Genomic DNA, 15,840 nt, shown 5'->3' with positions numbered 1-15,840 from the left:
TAAACGTGTAATAATACGTGTGACAAGGTGAAATGTTTAAGTTACTATAATTTAGTTTACATAGTATATATGTAGAGATAAGAAATTACACATTGAAATACACAGTCTGTTAGTTTGACCACAAAATACTTTTGTACTATAGTGTGTGTCGTATCGAGTAAAAAGCGACTTAATTTCAAGGAGGAGTTTTATTAGAAAAGGAGGCAATTAAAATGATCATACAAGTGATCCAACATGACCCGCTTTTACCATTAGGGTATATAAAAGACTGGGCAAAAGAAAATAATTATCAAGTAAACACTGCCAGAATTTATGAAGGTGATCCATTACCTGTGGGTGAGACATTTGATCTGCTGGTTATATTAGGTGGACGCCAGACGGCATATGAAACTGAAAACTACCCTTTTGTGGTCGAAGAAGCAGAGTGGTTAAAGAAGCTTGTTGATGAAAATCAAAGTATGCTGGCAATTTGCTTAGGCGCACAGATTTTATCAACCGCACTTGGCGGCGAAGTTCAGAGAATGGCACACATGGAAATCGGTTGGCACTATTTATATGAAGTGGAAGGTGCTACAGAGCATCCGCTTCTGCAGGGGCTCCCAAGTGAAATCCGATTATTCCAGCACCACCAGGATTTTTTCTCAATCCCTGAACGTGCTGAGAAGGTTTACTATAACCAAAACTGTAATAACCAGGGATTTGTTGTGAATGACAATATTCTTGCATTGCAGTTCCATCCGGAAATCGATGCAGTCGGCATTGAAGAATTTCTGGCAAAAGACCAGATTTATGAGCCGGAGGAAGAGGTCCTTGTCCAGACTGAGAAACAGATCATCAACGATGAGAAGTTCGAAGCTGGACGCAGGTATCTCTATAACCTGATGGACAATTACAAAGCTGTGATTAATCAACCACGGCCGCATGAGGTTTAGTATATAAACGTAAATCCGGACTCTTCTCAGAGTCCGGATTTTTATTTCCTTAATATTTGTATGATTGGCCGCCGTCTATGTTGATGACTGCGCCATTGATGAAACCTGACTCTGATAACAGGAATGCTACCAGTGAGCCGACTTCTTCCGGTGTCCCGAAACGTTTCATCGGGTTGACTGAGACGAATTCTTTGCCGGCCTCTTCCCAGTTTTCAGGATCCATCTGTTTTAATGAACCTTCAACCATTGCCGTCATAATAGCGCCGGGAGCAATCGCGTTAATATTAACACCGAATTGTCCATATTCTACAGCGGAGTTACGTGTAAGCCCGACGACACCATGTTTTGTAGCTGAGTAGCCTGACTGGTTGCCGACGCCGCGGATACCGCCGACAGAAGCTGTATTGACGATTGAGCCCGCGCCCTGCTCTTTCATTACTTTAAGGACATGTTTCATGCCGAAGAAAACACCATTCAAGTTGATGCTGACAACTTTCTCAAATTCTTCAGACGTATAATCTTCAGTTAAGTTCTGTTTACCTTCGATACCCGCATTGTTAAAGAAACCATCAATTTTACCGAATTTGTCAACTGTCTGTTTTACATAATTTTTCACATCTTCTTCTTTGGAAACATCGGCAGTAATCAAAAGAATCTCAGCATCAGGCATTTCATTTTTGATCATCTTCTCTGTTTCTTTCAAACCATCTTCATTTAAATCCACCAGAGAGAGCTTTGCACCTTCATTTGCGACACGCTGGGCACCAGCCTGCCCAAGCCCGGAAGCTGCACCTGTAATCAGTATGACTTTGTCTTCAAAACGACTGTTCATTAAATGATCCTCCTTGTAATTCAAATCTGTTCTATAACCATTTTAACATTATGATTTGCTCAATATTGTGTTTCGCATCACAAAATACAAGATTGACTGAACTGTTATGGAGTTAATTTTCTTGTTCTTTTATTTTCGAATGCTTAATAATCTAAAATATATTAACTGTCATAGGATTTTGTACCTGAGGCAACTTGTTGTACTGTCTTTATATTGGGTTTGTTTTTCACGTGAAACAATATAAATATACTGTCACGACAGGAAACAGCTTAACAGTCGAGGGCGGATTTACAGCACAATAATTTAATCGAATGAAGGCTAAGCTTCGGCTTAGTCTTTTTTTATTGGAGAAATTCATTAAAGCCTGAATATTTGGTATCATTACAGGAAGAGATTATTTAGAAAGAAGTCGATAGTATGTTGCAACTGAGAAAGATATTCGGCGAAAGGATTATAAAAACAGGGATTTCAACATTTCTTACTGCCCTGATATGTATATGGCTGAATCTGCCGCCCATATTTGCGGTAATCACTGCAATAGTCACCATCGAACCGACGGCGAAAGCTTCACTGAAAAAAGCATATGTACGTTTTCCTGCGTCAATCATCGGTACTTTCATTGCTGTCGTGTCGTTGTTCATATTTGGAGAAAGTGCAATTACATATGCAATTGCCGCAACATTAACCATTTTGGTCACGTACCGTCTGAAACTGTATGACGGGGTGCTCGTTGCAGCGATCACAGCTGTTGCAATGATTCCGTCAGTACAGGATGCTTACTTGTATCACTTTACTTCAAGGCTCGCAACGACGATGATCGGCCTGACGACAAGCACGGTGATCAACTATCTGATATTACCGCCGCAATATACGGACCGGATTAAAGAGCTGGCGACCACTGCGAAAAAAAACATTCAAAAACTGCTTAACAAACGTTTGAAAGAGTTGACCGATGAAAAATTCCAGTCTGCTAAATCGGATAAAAACTATAAAGCGATACAGAAAATCATGAATGAAGCCGAACAGCTGCTGCAGTTTCAACATGATGAATACAGTTACCACCGTTCCAATGAAGAAGGTCTGCGCGACCTGAATAAAATTCAAAGAGAGCTGCAGTTTATCAAACTGTATCTGATTCATGTGGGGAATTTAATTTATATACCGAGGAACCTGCACTTGAAATTCACTCAAAGAGAAATGGAAACCCTGGAAAAGGTACTTCCTCTCATTGATGAAGATATGTCAAAAATTGATGTAGACCACCCTGTTCTGGAAGACTTATTTGATTGTATTAAAGAGCTGGATGAAGATTCGGTATTCAAGGCCCATCTTTTGAATGAAATCATCCTCCTTTTCAGAATGCTGATCAACCACGATAAAACGACAGATGTGACAAATGTGAAAAAATAAATAGAGCTGCTGAAACCTTATAAGAGGTTCCGGCAGTTTTTTAATTCTTAAATCCTTCCCGGTATGATAAATTTAAAATATATTAAGGAGTGAAAATTATGGTGATGGAATTTAGAGAAAAGGACCTGGATCTGCAGAATATTATTGCGGACGAGGTCAATAAATATTTGAAACGGGATCTGGGAACGATGGCGGCAACAAAAAGAGCCCCGCAAAGTCTGATCGATAAGTATGAAAATATGAAAGTGCCTGAAATCGGGCGTGACATTTATGAAATTATGAATGAACTTGATAATGAAATTCTTGAATACATACATCGTAACAACCATCCTCGGTCATTTTCATTTATCCCTGGACCGGGGTCGAGATTATCATGGCTGGGTGATATTTTAACGACCGCAAATAATATTCATGCATCCAATTTTAAGAATGCGACGTTACCGATCAGCATCGAGAGAAATCTGATCAACTACTTTGCAAAAAAACTTGGTTTTAAAATAAAACCGGCAGGCGGTGTGTTCGTCTCCGGCGGTTCAATGGCCAATCTGACAGCTGTCGTCACTGCTCGTGATGAGAAGATTGCGACTAAAGAACTCTACAATGCGACTGTTTACATATCCGACCAGGTCCACCATTCATTGAGCAAAGCGTTCCATACAGCAGGTATTCCAAAAGAGAATGTAAGAAGGATATCAGTCGATGAAGAATTCAAGATGAATGTGAATGAGCTGTCATCAGTGGTTAAAAAGGATATAGAAGAAGGTATGAAGCCGGTGCTGGTGGTGGGCACTGCGGGAACAACGAATACAGGTGCCGTGGATGATATTGAAGGCATGGCGGATGTTTGTGCGGAACATGATCTATGGCTGCATATGGATGGTGCTTATGGCTTGTCCCACCTGCTTTCAACGAAAGGACGGGATTTATTCCCCGGAATTGAACGTGCGGACAGTGTCAGCTGGGATGCACATAAGCTGCTGTTCCAGACATACAGCTGTGCCATGGTCATCGTTAAAGACAAGCAGCATCTGCTGAACAGTTTCAGCGAGCAGGCAGAGTATCTGGATGATATTCAAAGTGATGACGACGTCATAGACCCGGAAATGATCGGTATGGAACTCACACGCCCCGCCCGTGCGGTAAAGTTGTGGATTACACTGCAGGTACTCGGTGAAGAACAGTTCCGGGCACGTATTGATTACGGCCAGCAGCTGGCTGAGTATACAGAAGAATGCGTTGAAGAGATGGAAAACTGGAAGATTATATCACGTCCGAGCCTGTCGATTTTGAGCTTTAAATATATACATCCTAATTTAAATGAAATTGAAAATAATAAAATACTTTCCAATGCCGCGCAACGAATGGCGGCATCCGGTTATGCCGTAACGTATACTACAGAATTAAATAATCAGAAAGTCATCCGCATGTGTACCATCAATCCAGAAACGACAAAAGAAGATATTATGGATACACTGACACGCCTTGATGAGTTTGTGAAAGATGAAGTGGAAGGTCTTTAAATATGAGTTTTCTCATAATCGACATATTTGAACGTCAGAAATGACCATTTAATGAAAATACGAGAATCACCTCCTGAAACACTGTATATAGTGTTAGATTTATTATTAAATCTATATATTGTGTTCAGGAGGATGGATATGAAAACATTAGAGAAGAATTTAGACAGTTTAATCACGTATAAACCTGAAATAGTGAACGAGAACGCGAACAAGGACAGTAAAACTTTCAATACTTTCAGAGATTTGACCGCCGGGGTTGTAGCGAAATCATATGCACTTAAAAAGATGCTTCCAAAACATATTGCGGAAGCACACCAGGACGGTGACATTCATTTTCATGATCTGGATTATCATCCGTTCCAGGCGATGACGAACTGCTGCCTGATTGATATAGAAGGCATGCTGTCAAAAGGTTTCCAGATGGGGAATGCCAAAGTCACATCACCGAAATCTGTTCAGACAGCGGCTGCACAGATTATTCAGATCATCGCCAACGTGTCCAGCAGCCAGTATGGCGGTGTAACCGTTGACCACTTTGATAAAACACTGGGCAAATATGCCAGGCTGAATGAAGGGAAGCACCGTAAAATTGGTGAAGAATTCGTCCTGCCTGAAAAACTGGACCAGTATGTCAAAGAACGTGTGGAGAAAGATATTAAAGATGCTGTTCAAAGTTTTGAGTATGAGATAAACACACTTTATACTTCAAACGGACAGACGCCGTTTGTCACAATCGGCTTCGGACTCGGTACGGATGAATACAGCAGAATGGTACAAAAAGCTGTGCTGCAGACGAGGATTGACGGGCTGGGTGCTGAGAAATTTACAGCTATATTTCCGAAGCTTGTGTTTGCATTGAAAAAGGGAGTCAACCTCGATAAAGAGGATGTAAACTATGACATTAAGCAGCTGGCTCTGGAATGCTCGTCCAAACGTATGTATCCGGATGTGTTGAATTACGATAAAATTGTGGAACTGCTTGGCGATTTTAAAACTCCGATGGGCTGCCGCTCATTCCTGCCGCAGTGGACGGACCCCGAGACCGGTGAAAGTGTGAATGAAGGGCGGGCCAACTTGGGTGTGGTCACGCTCAATTTACCAAGGATTTCCATAGAGTCGAAAGGCAGCAAGGAGAATTTCTGGAATAATTTCCATCAGAAAATGAATCTGATGCATGATGCTCTTGTCTTCAGATTAAAACGTCTTGAAGATGTCATCAGTGACAATGGTCCTATCCTTTACAAAAGCGGCGCATTCGGCAAACGTCTGGAAGCGGGAAAAAGCGTCATGGGTCTATTTAAAGGGAAACGTTGTACCCTGTCCATGGGTTATATCGGAATGTATGAGACAGCAACATCATTTTACGGTCCTGACTGGGAAACAGATTCTGAAGCGAAAGAATTCACTTTGGATATTTTAAGGGAAATGAAAAAATATCAGCTGGAGTGGACAGAAGAATATGATGTGTTCTTCAGTATTTATGCGACACCGAGTGAGTCTCTCACCGACCGCTTCTGCAGACTCGACTATGAAAAATTCGGTGAAATAAAAGATATCACTGATAAGGGATACTATCAGAACTCTTTCCACTATGATGTAAGAAAAAACATTACACCGTTTGAAAAGATTGATTTTGAACAGGATTATCCGCACCTTGCCGGCGGCGGTTTTATTCATTATTGTGAATATCCTAAGATGACACATAACTTAAAAGCATTGGAAGCTGTCTGGGACTATTCATATGATAAAGTAGGATATTTTGGAACAAACACACCAATTGATCAGTGTTTTGACTGTGGTTTTGAAGGTGATTTCGAGACCACGGATACAGGGTTCAAATGTCCAAACTGCGGCAACCAGAATCCAGAAACAGTGGATGTCGTCAAGAGAACATGCGGTTATCTGGGGAATCCGGTTGTACGTCCGACGATAAAAGGCCGTCATAAGGAAATCAGTGCAAGAGTCAAACATATGGATGATTCAAAATGAATGCACTAAAGATATATGAAGGGCGTTACCACATTGCCAAAGTGGAGCCAAGAACTTTTGTGGATGGTGAAGGTGTCAGATGCAGTATCTACCTTTCGGGCTGTCCCTTTGACTGCATAGGATGTTATAATCTTGCTGCACAGAATTTTACTTACGGTGAAGTATGCAGTGAAGAAATGATTGAAGAAATCCTGTCCCACTGCGCGGCGGATTATATAAGCGGTTTAAGCATCCTTGGCGGTGAACCGTTTTGTAATTTAAAACTGGCGGAGAGAATTGTCAGCCGGTTCAGAGTACGCTTTGGCAATCGGAAAACAATCTGGATCTGGAGCGGTTTTGTATTTGAGTATCTTAAGAATGATAATAAGAGACAGTATCTGTTAAATAATATTGATGTTTTGGTGGATGGACCGTTTATGCAGCAGTTATTCCAACCGAATCTTGCATTCAGGGGATCATTGAACCAGCGGATTATTGATGTGCAGCGGTCGCTATCGGGTGATAAGACAATCTATTTTAATGACTGAACGAATTCCATAGAAATATAAAGAAGACCATGAATTTTAAAATCATGGTCTTCTTCTTATATCGATACCTTTAATAATTTTTCTTTTTAGAAAATATAAGCGGGATAGCTACTGCTGCAGCCCCTGCAACACCTGTACCGGCAGCCAGTACGGCGGCTTTCCTGAGTGAGCCGGTTTTTTTATTATCCACATGTGATTCATCTTTAGATAACTGATAGCCTTCAGCCTCATCACTCAATGTTGAAATGGAATCCTCAACTTTGAACTTTTTCTTAAGGTCATCGGCATTGGCACCGAACCCTTTGACAAATTGGGTTAAAACATTCGAACCTTCTATAAATTGCGGGTCCATTAAAACTTTGAACAATCCGAGCCAGCCGCTGCTCCTGCTTCGATACTCATATTCAGAGGCAACTTCTATACTGTTGTTAATTTTTAAAATTACAGGTTCAAGCTCATCCATATTGATCTTACCAAGCAGCTGGGTCATCAACAATGCATTTTTAATGGATTTGCTCGCACTTGAAGATTCGACTGCTGTCAAAAGACGGTACAGTATACTGTCGCTTTCAGCAAGGCCGCCTTTGACCATATTGAGTACTTCGTGATCTTCGAGTTTGTTTAATATATCAAAGAGTTTTTCAAGCAGTTCCTGATTTTCAACAAGCAGTTTTTCAAGTTCTTTCAAATCACGTTCATGCTGGACTTCAGGGTCGACTTTCATTTTATGAATGACTTTCGTTTGTTTTGCCATTATTTTTTCGACCTTCTTTCCTTAACGATATCACCAGGGAAGATATAATCTTTACGTGCCCACTTCTGTTCAACGTTAACCCCGATCTGTGGCTGAGGGTTGCCGTATCTGTGGTTAATCTTCGGTAAAGGACTCTCACCTTTCTTTTCGAGCACTTCGATTTTTGCGGATACTTCCTTATATGCCGGTGTATCTGTGTCTTTATCTGCATACGAGCTGGTCAGGTAGTTAATCGCACCTTCACCGGCATCGTTCATCGGCAGATAGACCTGCTTGCCATAAACTCGGTCGGTTACGACGGCTTTCATTTTTACACTGCCGTATGGTGATGTGAGTCTGACCATCGAGCCGTTTTCTATGCCGCGGTCTTCCGCCAGTTCATGGGAGACTTCAAGGAAAACTTCCGGTGTCTTTCTTGTGATCGCTTCAGATTTATAAGTCATGTTGCCTTCGTGGAAATGTTCCAGCAGACGCCCGTTATTCACATGAATATCGTATTCCTCGCCGAAATCAAGCGGTTTCGTCCAATCCACAGGATAGAAACGTGCTCTGCCATCCGGGAACGGGAACTCTTCAGTGAACAGCAGCGGTGAATCCGTACCGTCAGCATCTACCGGCCACTGCAGGCTGTCATAGCCTTCCAGACGGTCGTAGCTGACACCTGCAAATATTGGTGTCAGTGACGCAGCTTCATCCATGATTTCACCCGGGTGATCATAATCCCAATCTGCACCGAGACGGTTTGCGATTTCAGTGATGATTTCCCAGTCCGGCTTAGTGCCTTCAAGCGGGTCGAAGACTTTGTACAGGCGCTGGAATCTGCGTTCCGTATTGACGAATGTACCCTCTTTTTCGAAACTAGGGCTTGCCGGTAAGACGATATCGGCAAATTCACATGTTTTGGAGAAGAAGATATCCTGTACGACAAAGAAATCGAGTTTTTCAAATGCTGCCTGTACATAGTTGATGTTTGAGTCGACAATGCCCATGTCTTCACCTTTCAGATAAAGCATATCCAGATTGCCTTCATGGATCGAGTCCACCATTTCATGGTTGTTCAGACCGGGCTCTTTTGGCAGTTGAGTGCCCCATCCTTCTTCGAAACGGCCTCTGACTTCATCATCTGTAACGAACTGATAACCCGGGAAACGATCCGGCATGCTGCCGAAGTCGCTGGCGCCCTGTACATTGTTATGTCCGCGCAGTGGGTAAGCACCGGCACCAGGCTTCATATAGTTTCCTGTTGCAAGCAACAGGTTTGAAATTGCTGTACTTGTGTCACTGCCGCCCTGCTTCTGAGTGACGCCCATCGCCCATAAAATACAAGTCGTTTCCGCTTCATGAATCGACTCTGCGATTTCAACGAGTTCTCCTTTGGAAATGCCTGTTGTTTCGACAGCATAGTCCATAGTATATTTTTCCAGAGTCTTATAATATTCATCAAAATCATTTACATGATCAGTGATGAATCTCTCATCGTGCCAGCCCTGGTCGATGATGTATTTGGTGACAGCTGACAGCCACACCAGGTCTGTAGTCGGACTCGGCTGGACGAACAGGTCTGCTCTGTCAGCAAGTTCGTTTTTACGCAGGTCACTGACTATCACTTTTTGTCCATTCAGCTTTTGAGCGCGCTTAACGCGTGTCGCAAGTACAGGGTGTGATTCCGCTGTATTTGAACCGATCGAGATGACCAGTTCCGACATGCCGATATCTGTGATGCTTCCTGAGTCACCGCCATGTCCGACAGTTCTCCATAAGCCCATCGTTGCCGGGGACTGACAGTATCTTGAACAGTTATCGACGTTGTTTGTTCCGACGACACCGCGTGCAAGCTTCTGCATCAGATACGACTCTTCATTTGTACATTTGGATGAAGAGATGAACGCCAGTTTATCCGGGTTTTCTTTCATTTTATCTTTGAATTTGGATTCTATGATGTCGAGTGCCTCTTCCCATGTGGATTCTACAAAACTGTCCCCTTTACGAATCAGAGGCTTGGTCAGTCTTTCATCACTGTTGACGAAGTCCCAGCCGAATTTACCTTTGACACATGTTGAGACGCCGTTTGCAGGCGCTTCTTCCTGAGGTTCAATTTTCAGAATTTCTCTTCCTTTTGTCCATACGTCGAAGGAGCAGCCGACACCGCAATAAGTACACACTGTTTTTGTCTTCTCGATGCGGTCTTCTCTCATTTCAGCTTCAACATCGGAAACGACCATCAATGAATTATATCCGGTCTCCACTTCTTTTGTGACGTTGACTGCTGGTCTGAATGAATCTTTGAGCATGCCAGTCAAATAACCGGCTTCCTCTTCCATGCCGACTTCCATCATCGCATTACACGGACAGACAGTTGCACAATGTCCGCAGTTTACACATGAAGAATCATCAATTGTCGTATCGTTATCCCAAATCACTTTCGGACGATCCAATGTCCAGTCGATCAATAATGTTTCATTGACCTGAAGATCCTGACAGGCTTCTACGCATCTGCCGCATAAAATACACTGGTCCGGATCATAGCGGTAAAAATCATTTCTCTGAATTTCATGACCTTTTGCTGTATGGGGTGATTCCTGATGATCAATACGCATTTCTTTAACTGTATTATGTATTTCACAGTTGCCATTGTTAAAGTCACATACTGTACAATACAACTCATGGTTCCCCATCACCCTGTCCATTGCAATCAATTGTGCTTCGTGAACTTCGCTGCCGACCGTTTCCACAACATCTCCATTGTTCAAGTCAGTTGAACATGAACGTACAAACTCGCCGTTAACTTTAACAATACAAGTGTCGCATGTTTCCAACGCACCGAGGCTCGGATGGTAACATAAGCTCGGAATGTCTATATCTTTGGATTCAAGATACTTCAGCAGACTACCATGCCTGGGTGCGGTAAAATCCACGCCGTTCAGCGTGATATCCACTGTTTCTGTTCTTACTTCCGCCATATATAAGCTCCTTCCATACAGTTTGATATCCTCATTCCCATGTCAGAGGGGAACAAAACATTTTTTGACTATTTCGATAATTATAATGAATAATAAAAAACTGTGTCAGCAGAAAAAGCTTATACACAGTTTTTGGTTGTATGGAAATAATTATGCGTACTGACTCATCAGCTCTTCAATTCGTTCAAATAGAATATGATTTTCCATATGAACGTGCTCGAAAGTCTGTTTTTCCAGTGCTTCAAGCCGGGAATATACAAGTGTATATGTGCCGCATGCATTTTCAGGTAATTTATATCCGTCTGTAATTTTACGCATGCGCATTAAAATTTCACCGGTCGTATCATGCTCGTCTACAAGTTTCTGGACGGCTTCTTTTACTTCCGGCACCGGAACATTTTCACTGTCATCGACATAGTTGACAATCAGCGGGAAAACATTCAGGTCTTCATCGGCTGTATGTGTAATCATTTCGACTTTGAATTTTTCGAAAAGATCATGCAGTTCGATAAGATGAGGCTGGGTGCCGCCGTGCCTTCCGGCAACTCTTTCGACAAAAGGTGTGAGGTTGACAAGTTCTTCCTTTAAATCTTTATGAAATCTGTTCTGGATATATTCTATGATGCTCGGTATTGATAAGTATTTCATATCAATCTGACCCGCTTCACTGCCTGCCTGACTGACCTTGCTCTCTACTTCGAGAAAAATTTCTTCATTGTCAAAATCACATCTTTCCACAGCTTCACTCAATGAGATTTTTCCTCCGCAGCAGTAATCTATCCCTGCTTTTCGGAAAACATCAGCCGTTCTCGGATATTCCCTGACGATGGCCGCCACATGTCTGTTCTGCAGTTCTGTATTCAATATAATCCTCTCCCATAGTCATATTCAGTATAGGAAGTTTACAGCGATGAGCCTATTGGTGAACTCCCTACTCTTTCTTCTGATTGTACAGTGTATGAAAGATGCATCTATGATATGAATCACACTTTGCGTATAATAAAGGAAAATACTGTTTGAAAAAGAGAATTTAAGAGAATAGGAAAGAGAATCAGGCAAAGGGGGTTTTATTTTGATTGAATTTAAAAATGTCTCAAAGAAGTATGGCAATAATTTAGCAGTAGATGATGTTAATTTCAAAGTGGAAGAAGGAGAGTTCTTTGTGATTATCGGACCTTCTGGATGTGGTAAAACTACGACCCTGAAGATGATCAACCGCCTCATCCCATTGACGACCGGCTATATATATTTTAAAGAGAAACCGGTCAGTGATTTTCCGTTGTATGAAATGCGCTGGGATATCGGGTATGTCCTTCAGCAGATTGCATTGTTTCCGCATATGACGATTAAAGAGAATATTGCACAGGTCCCTGAGATGAAGAAATGGTCGAATAAAGATATAGACGCCCGGGTGGATGAGCTTCTGGAGATGGTGGGGCTCGAACCTAAAGAGTACCGCAGCCGCATTCCTGGTGAGCTGTCAGGCGGCGAGAAACAGCGGGTCGGCGTTATACGCGCGCTGGCAGCGGATCCGCCGGTAATATTGATGGATGAACCGTTCAGTGCACTGGACCCAATCAGCAGGGAAAAGTTGCAGGATGATCTGCTTGAACTACAGAAGAAAATAAAAAAGACGATTGTTTTCGTTACACATGATATTCAGGAAGCGTTGAAAATGGGAGACCGGATTTGTCTGCTCAACGCCGGCAGTGTCGAGCAGATCGGCACACCGGAAGAATTTATGTCAGAGCCTGAAAATGACTTTGTGAGGGACTTCATCGGTGATATCGACGGACATCTGCTGAAGCAGTCCACTGCAGGAGATATTGTGAGGAGCGCACCTGAAATAGAGGGAGACACGGATGAAGGCATGCCGGAAGTGAGTCATGACGTGGATATCCATGGGTTGTTCAAATATTTCAGTGAACACGATACGCTGGTCGTTGTAAATAAAGATCGCCGTAAGTTACTGAACCGGCAGGATTTGTTCAAGTATTTATCCAATGATGAGGGCGGTGGTCATCAATGAGCAGACTGTTAAGTACACTGGAGTCGAGAAGCGGTGATCTGTTCACCGCATTGATAGAGCATATCCAGCTGTCATTCATCGCTTTATTAATCGCGGTGGTCATAGGTGTACCGCTCGGCATACTGCTGACAAAAACGAAGAAAATATCTGAGATAGTTATTAATATCGCTGCTGTAATGCAGACGATCCCTTCCCTTGCACTGCTTGGGCTGATGATTCCGCTGTTTGGTATCGGTACCGTACCTGCAATCATAGCACTGGTCATCTATGCGCTCCTTCCCATTTTGAGGAATACTTATACCGGTATTGATGAAGTGGATGAGTCGCTGGTAGAAGCGGCCGAAGGTATCGGAATGAAGCCGGCACGCCGGTTATTTAAAGTTGAACTTCCACTTGCAATGCCGGTCATCATGGCCGGTATCAGAACTGCGATGGTACTGATTATCGGTACGGCTACACTTGCCGCTTTGATCGGTGCAGGCGGGCTGGGGGACCTGATTTTACTCGGTATTGACAGAAATAATATGTCACTCATCATTATCGGTGCGATACCGGCAGCGTTACTTGCGATATTCTTTGATATCGTACTCCGTATACTGCAGCGGTTGTCATATAAGAAGATGCTGATCACATTGGCATCAATTCTGCTTGTATTACTATTGATTGCTGTTGCCCCGCTTCTGTCGGGACGCGGAGAAAGTATCACGATTGCCGGTAAGCTTGGCGCTGAACCTTCAATAATCACGAATATGTATAAAATATTGATTGAAGAAGAGACGGATTATATGGTTGATGTTGAAGACGGTCTTGGTAAAACGACATTCCTGTTCAATGCCCTGCAGTCCGATGATATCGACGGTTACTTGGAGTTTACAGGAACTGTGCTCGGTGAGCTTACACAGGAAGAACTTGAGTCGAAGGAAGAAGAAGCGGTTTATGAGCAGGCGAAGTCGAGCCTCGAAGAGGAGTATGACATGACTTTGCTTGAACCGATGGCATTCAATAACACCTATACACTGGCTGTTAAAGAAGACTTTGCCGACGAGCATGGGCTGGAGCAGGTCAGTGATCTTGAATCCATAGAGGATGATATCAGCGCGGGCTTCACACTGGAATTCAATGATCGTGAAGAAGACGGATATCCGGCCATTCAGCGTGTGTATGAACTGGAGTTCGGTGATGTCAGTACGATGGAACCTGCACTGAGATATCAGGCGATAGAGGCCGGGGATATTAATCTTCTCGATGCATACTCGACAGATGCAGAGCTGGAACAGTTTGATATGATAGCATTGGAAGACGACCAGGATGTTTTCCCGCCTTACAATGGTGCGCCGATGTTCAAAGTTTCATTTTTGGAAGAACATCCTGAAATTGTCGACCCGTTAAATAAGCTGGCTGGACAGATTACAGACGAAGAAATGCAGCAGATGAACTATCAGGTCAGCGCAGAAGATGCAGATCCGTATGAGGTTGCAGAAGAATACTTGATGGAAGCAGGATTAATAGAAGAATAATATACGCAGAAAAACCTTCTTGAGAGAAGGTTTTTTTATTTTGTCCGAAATAAATGTTTACAAAATACCCTTTATGATATATAGTTATATACATAGGTATATGACTATATAGCGAGGAGGGAATGCTTTGAATGGAAAATTAAATGAGAGAAAGCCAATCTTTGAACAGATTAAAGACTGGATCAGTGACCAGATTATCGATGAGACACTTTCTGAAAACGATAAGATCCCTTCAACCAATGAAATAGTAGAATTTTTTAAAGTGAATCATCTGACAGTCGCCAAGGGTGTAAACCAGCTTGTTGACCAGGGCGTCATTTATAAGAAAAGGGGTGTCGGTATGTTTGTCGCAGAAGATGCGAGGAATACACTGTTGAGTGAACGTAAACATAAATTTAAAGATGAATATGTGAAACCGATGATAGAAGAGATGTCAAAACTCGGGCTGTCGGAAAATGATCTGAATCAGCTGATTGAACTGGTAAAGGAGGATAACTATGGTAAACGTTGAATTTAAGAATGTGGACTTGAAAATAAAGAAAGAGAAGATTTTAAACCGTATCAATTTAAAGTTTGAAACGGGCATGATATATGGGCTCTTGGGCAGGAATGGTGCAGGTAAGACGACATTGCTGTCGTTGATTGCGACATATAGAAAGGTAACTGAAGGTACATTGACAGTCGACGGACAGGACCCATACGAAAATGAAGAAATCATGCCGCTTGTCGATTTCCTGCATCAGGAAGACTACAGTGAAGAATCGGACACAGTGGAAGGGTATCTTGATCTGGCTAAAAGGTATAAGCCTGCATTCGATATGGATTATGCCCTGACGCTTCTCGATGAATATAATATTAACCTTAAGAAAAAAATGATGGAACTGTCACAGGGGCAGCAGGCTGCAGTGGATGCTTCCATGGGACTTGCGACAATGTCACCGGTGGTGTTGTTTGATGAGGTGACCAATGGTATGGATGCACCATCACGGGAGAGATTTTACAGCCAGGTACTCAATGCCAAAAACAGGGAAAACAGAGTGATTGTATTGTCTACGCATATCGTCTCTGAAATGGACTATCTGTTTGATGAAGTTGTAGTCATTCATCATGGTAAAGTGCTGGTCGATGAACCTGTGGATGAATTTTTAGGACGAGGCTATCAGGTGACAGGCGGTACAGACGATATAGATGAATTTATCAGGGATAAAAAAGTGGTGAATATGAGAACACTCGGACCGACAAAAGCAGTGTCCATACTCGGTACACCGTCGGAAGAAGATGAGAAGATATTCGACGATGGCAGAATTTCATATTCATCCATGAGCTTACAGGACTTATTTATAAATATGACAGAAGACTGAAATAGAAAG

At 42.6% G+C, this 15,840-nt stretch carries 13 protein-coding genes; 9 read left to right on the top strand and 4 right to left on the bottom strand.

The annotated features are described in order from the left end of the window. Positions 1-212 precede the first annotated feature (212 nt). Positions 213-932 (top strand): type 1 glutamine amidotransferase, encoded by a 720-nt coding sequence (locus BO48_RS11575; protein WP_496367608.1) that lies wholly within the window; start codon positions 213-215, stop codon positions 930-932. Positions 933-981: 49 nt separating this feature from the next. Here the strand turns inward: BO48_RS11575 and BO48_RS11570 are convergent, their stop codons facing one another. Then, positions 982-1,764 (bottom strand): glucose 1-dehydrogenase, encoded by a 783-nt coding sequence (locus tag BO48_RS11570; RefSeq protein WP_496367607.1) that lies wholly within the window; start codon positions 1,762-1,764, stop codon positions 982-984. 417 nt (positions 1,765-2,181) lie between these two features. Here BO48_RS11570 and BO48_RS11565 point away from each other — a divergent pair, with 417 nt between their 5' ends. The 4 genes from BO48_RS11565 to nrdG all read left to right on the top strand — a co-directional run bounded on the left by BO48_RS11565 (position 2,182) and on the right by nrdG (position 7,210). Further along, complete coding sequence (locus tag BO48_RS11565) at positions 2,182-3,174, top strand: FUSC family protein (protein ID WP_496367606.1); 993 nt, start codon at positions 2,182-2,184, stop codon at positions 3,172-3,174. 98 nt (positions 3,175-3,272) lie between these two features. Continuing rightward, entirely contained in the window at positions 3,273-4,694 is a 1,422-nt protein-coding gene (locus BO48_RS11560; RefSeq protein ID WP_496367605.1) for a pyridoxal phosphate-dependent decarboxylase family protein, read from the top strand. A 138-nt stretch (positions 4,695-4,832) separates the two neighbouring features. Next, complete coding sequence (nrdD, locus tag BO48_RS11555) at positions 4,833-6,683, top strand: anaerobic ribonucleoside-triphosphate reductase (RefSeq protein WP_496367604.1); 1,851 nt, start codon at positions 4,833-4,835, stop codon at positions 6,681-6,683. Then, positions 6,680-7,210 (top strand): anaerobic ribonucleoside-triphosphate reductase activating protein, encoded by a 531-nt coding sequence (gene nrdG / locus BO48_RS11550; RefSeq protein WP_496367603.1) that lies wholly within the window; start codon positions 6,680-6,682, stop codon positions 7,208-7,210. The genes nrdD and nrdG overlap by 4 nt, the downstream gene beginning before the upstream one ends. A gap of 70 nt (positions 7,211-7,280) precedes the next feature. Here the strand turns inward: nrdG and BO48_RS11545 are convergent, their stop codons facing one another. The 3 genes from BO48_RS11545 to ric all read right to left on the bottom strand — a co-directional run bounded on the left by BO48_RS11545 (position 7,281) and on the right by ric (position 11,788). Beyond that, positions 7,281-7,964 (bottom strand): helical membrane plugin domain-containing protein, encoded by a 684-nt coding sequence (locus BO48_RS11545; RefSeq protein ID WP_496367602.1) that lies wholly within the window; start codon positions 7,962-7,964, stop codon positions 7,281-7,283. Further along, the gene (gene fdhF / locus BO48_RS11540; protein ID WP_496367601.1) at positions 7,964-10,924 is read right to left on the bottom strand and encodes a formate dehydrogenase subunit alpha; all 2,961 of its coding nucleotides are present in this window, start codon (positions 10,922-10,924) and stop codon (positions 7,964-7,966) included. Before fdhF ends, BO48_RS11545 begins: the two co-directional genes overlap by 1 nt. Before the next feature lie 150 nt (positions 10,925-11,074). Further along, positions 11,075-11,788, bottom strand: a complete 714-nt coding sequence (gene ric / locus BO48_RS11535) for an iron-sulfur cluster repair di-iron protein (protein ID WP_496367600.1) — start codon at positions 11,786-11,788, stop codon at positions 11,075-11,077. 208 nt (positions 11,789-11,996) lie between these two features. On the opposite strand from ric, the gene BO48_RS11530 reads away from it, so the two are divergent. From BO48_RS11530 to BO48_RS11515, 4 genes are all read left to right on the top strand, one after another. Continuing rightward, positions 11,997-12,953 (top strand): ABC transporter ATP-binding protein, encoded by a 957-nt coding sequence (locus BO48_RS11530; protein ID WP_496367599.1) that lies wholly within the window; start codon positions 11,997-11,999, stop codon positions 12,951-12,953. Further along, positions 12,950-14,470, top strand: a complete 1,521-nt coding sequence (locus tag BO48_RS11525; protein ID WP_496367598.1) for an ABC transporter permease/substrate-binding protein — start codon at positions 12,950-12,952, stop codon at positions 14,468-14,470. Before BO48_RS11530 ends, BO48_RS11525 begins: the two co-directional genes overlap by 4 nt. A gap of 127 nt (positions 14,471-14,597) precedes the next feature. After that, positions 14,598-14,981: a GntR family transcriptional regulator gene (locus tag BO48_RS11520; protein ID WP_496367597.1), complete on the top strand. Its 384-nt coding sequence runs from the start codon at positions 14,598-14,600 to the stop codon at positions 14,979-14,981. Further along, positions 14,968-15,831: an ATP-binding cassette domain-containing protein gene (locus BO48_RS11515; RefSeq protein ID WP_496367596.1), complete on the top strand. Its 864-nt coding sequence runs from the start codon at positions 14,968-14,970 to the stop codon at positions 15,829-15,831. Before BO48_RS11520 ends, BO48_RS11515 begins: the two co-directional genes overlap by 14 nt. Positions 15,832-15,840 lie beyond the last annotated feature (9 nt).

It is taken from the genome of Lacicoccus kunmingensis DSM 17847, from assembly GCF_059568765.1.
This window is presented reverse-complemented; position numbering and strand designations above follow the sequence as displayed.

Coding starts and splice junctions, on each gene's coding strand:
- BO48_RS11575 (WP_496367608.1), top strand. CDS start 213: ATGATCATACAAGTGATCCAACATGACCCGCTTTTACCATTAGGGTAT.
- BO48_RS11570 (WP_496367607.1), bottom strand. CDS start 1,764: ATGAACAGTCGTTTTGAAGACAAAGTCATACTGATTACAGGTGCAGCT.
- BO48_RS11565 (WP_496367606.1), top strand. CDS start 2,182: ATGTTGCAACTGAGAAAGATATTCGGCGAAAGGATTATAAAAACAGGG.
- BO48_RS11560 (WP_496367605.1), top strand. CDS start 3,273: ATGGTGATGGAATTTAGAGAAAAGGACCTGGATCTGCAGAATATTATT.
- nrdD (WP_496367604.1), top strand. CDS start 4,833: ATGAAAACATTAGAGAAGAATTTAGACAGTTTAATCACGTATAAACCT.
- nrdG (WP_496367603.1), top strand. CDS start 6,680: ATGAATGCACTAAAGATATATGAAGGGCGTTACCACATTGCCAAAGTG.
- BO48_RS11545 (WP_496367602.1), bottom strand. CDS start 7,964: ATGGCAAAACAAACGAAAGTCATTCATAAAATGAAAGTCGACCCTGAA.
- fdhF (WP_496367601.1), bottom strand. CDS start 10,924: ATGGCGGAAGTAAGAACAGAAACAGTGGATATCACGCTGAACGGCGTG.
- BO48_RS11525 (WP_496367598.1), top strand. CDS start 12,950: ATGAGCAGACTGTTAAGTACACTGGAGTCGAGAAGCGGTGATCTGTTC.
- BO48_RS11515 (WP_496367596.1), top strand. CDS start 14,968: ATGGTAAACGTTGAATTTAAGAATGTGGACTTGAAAATAAAGAAAGAG.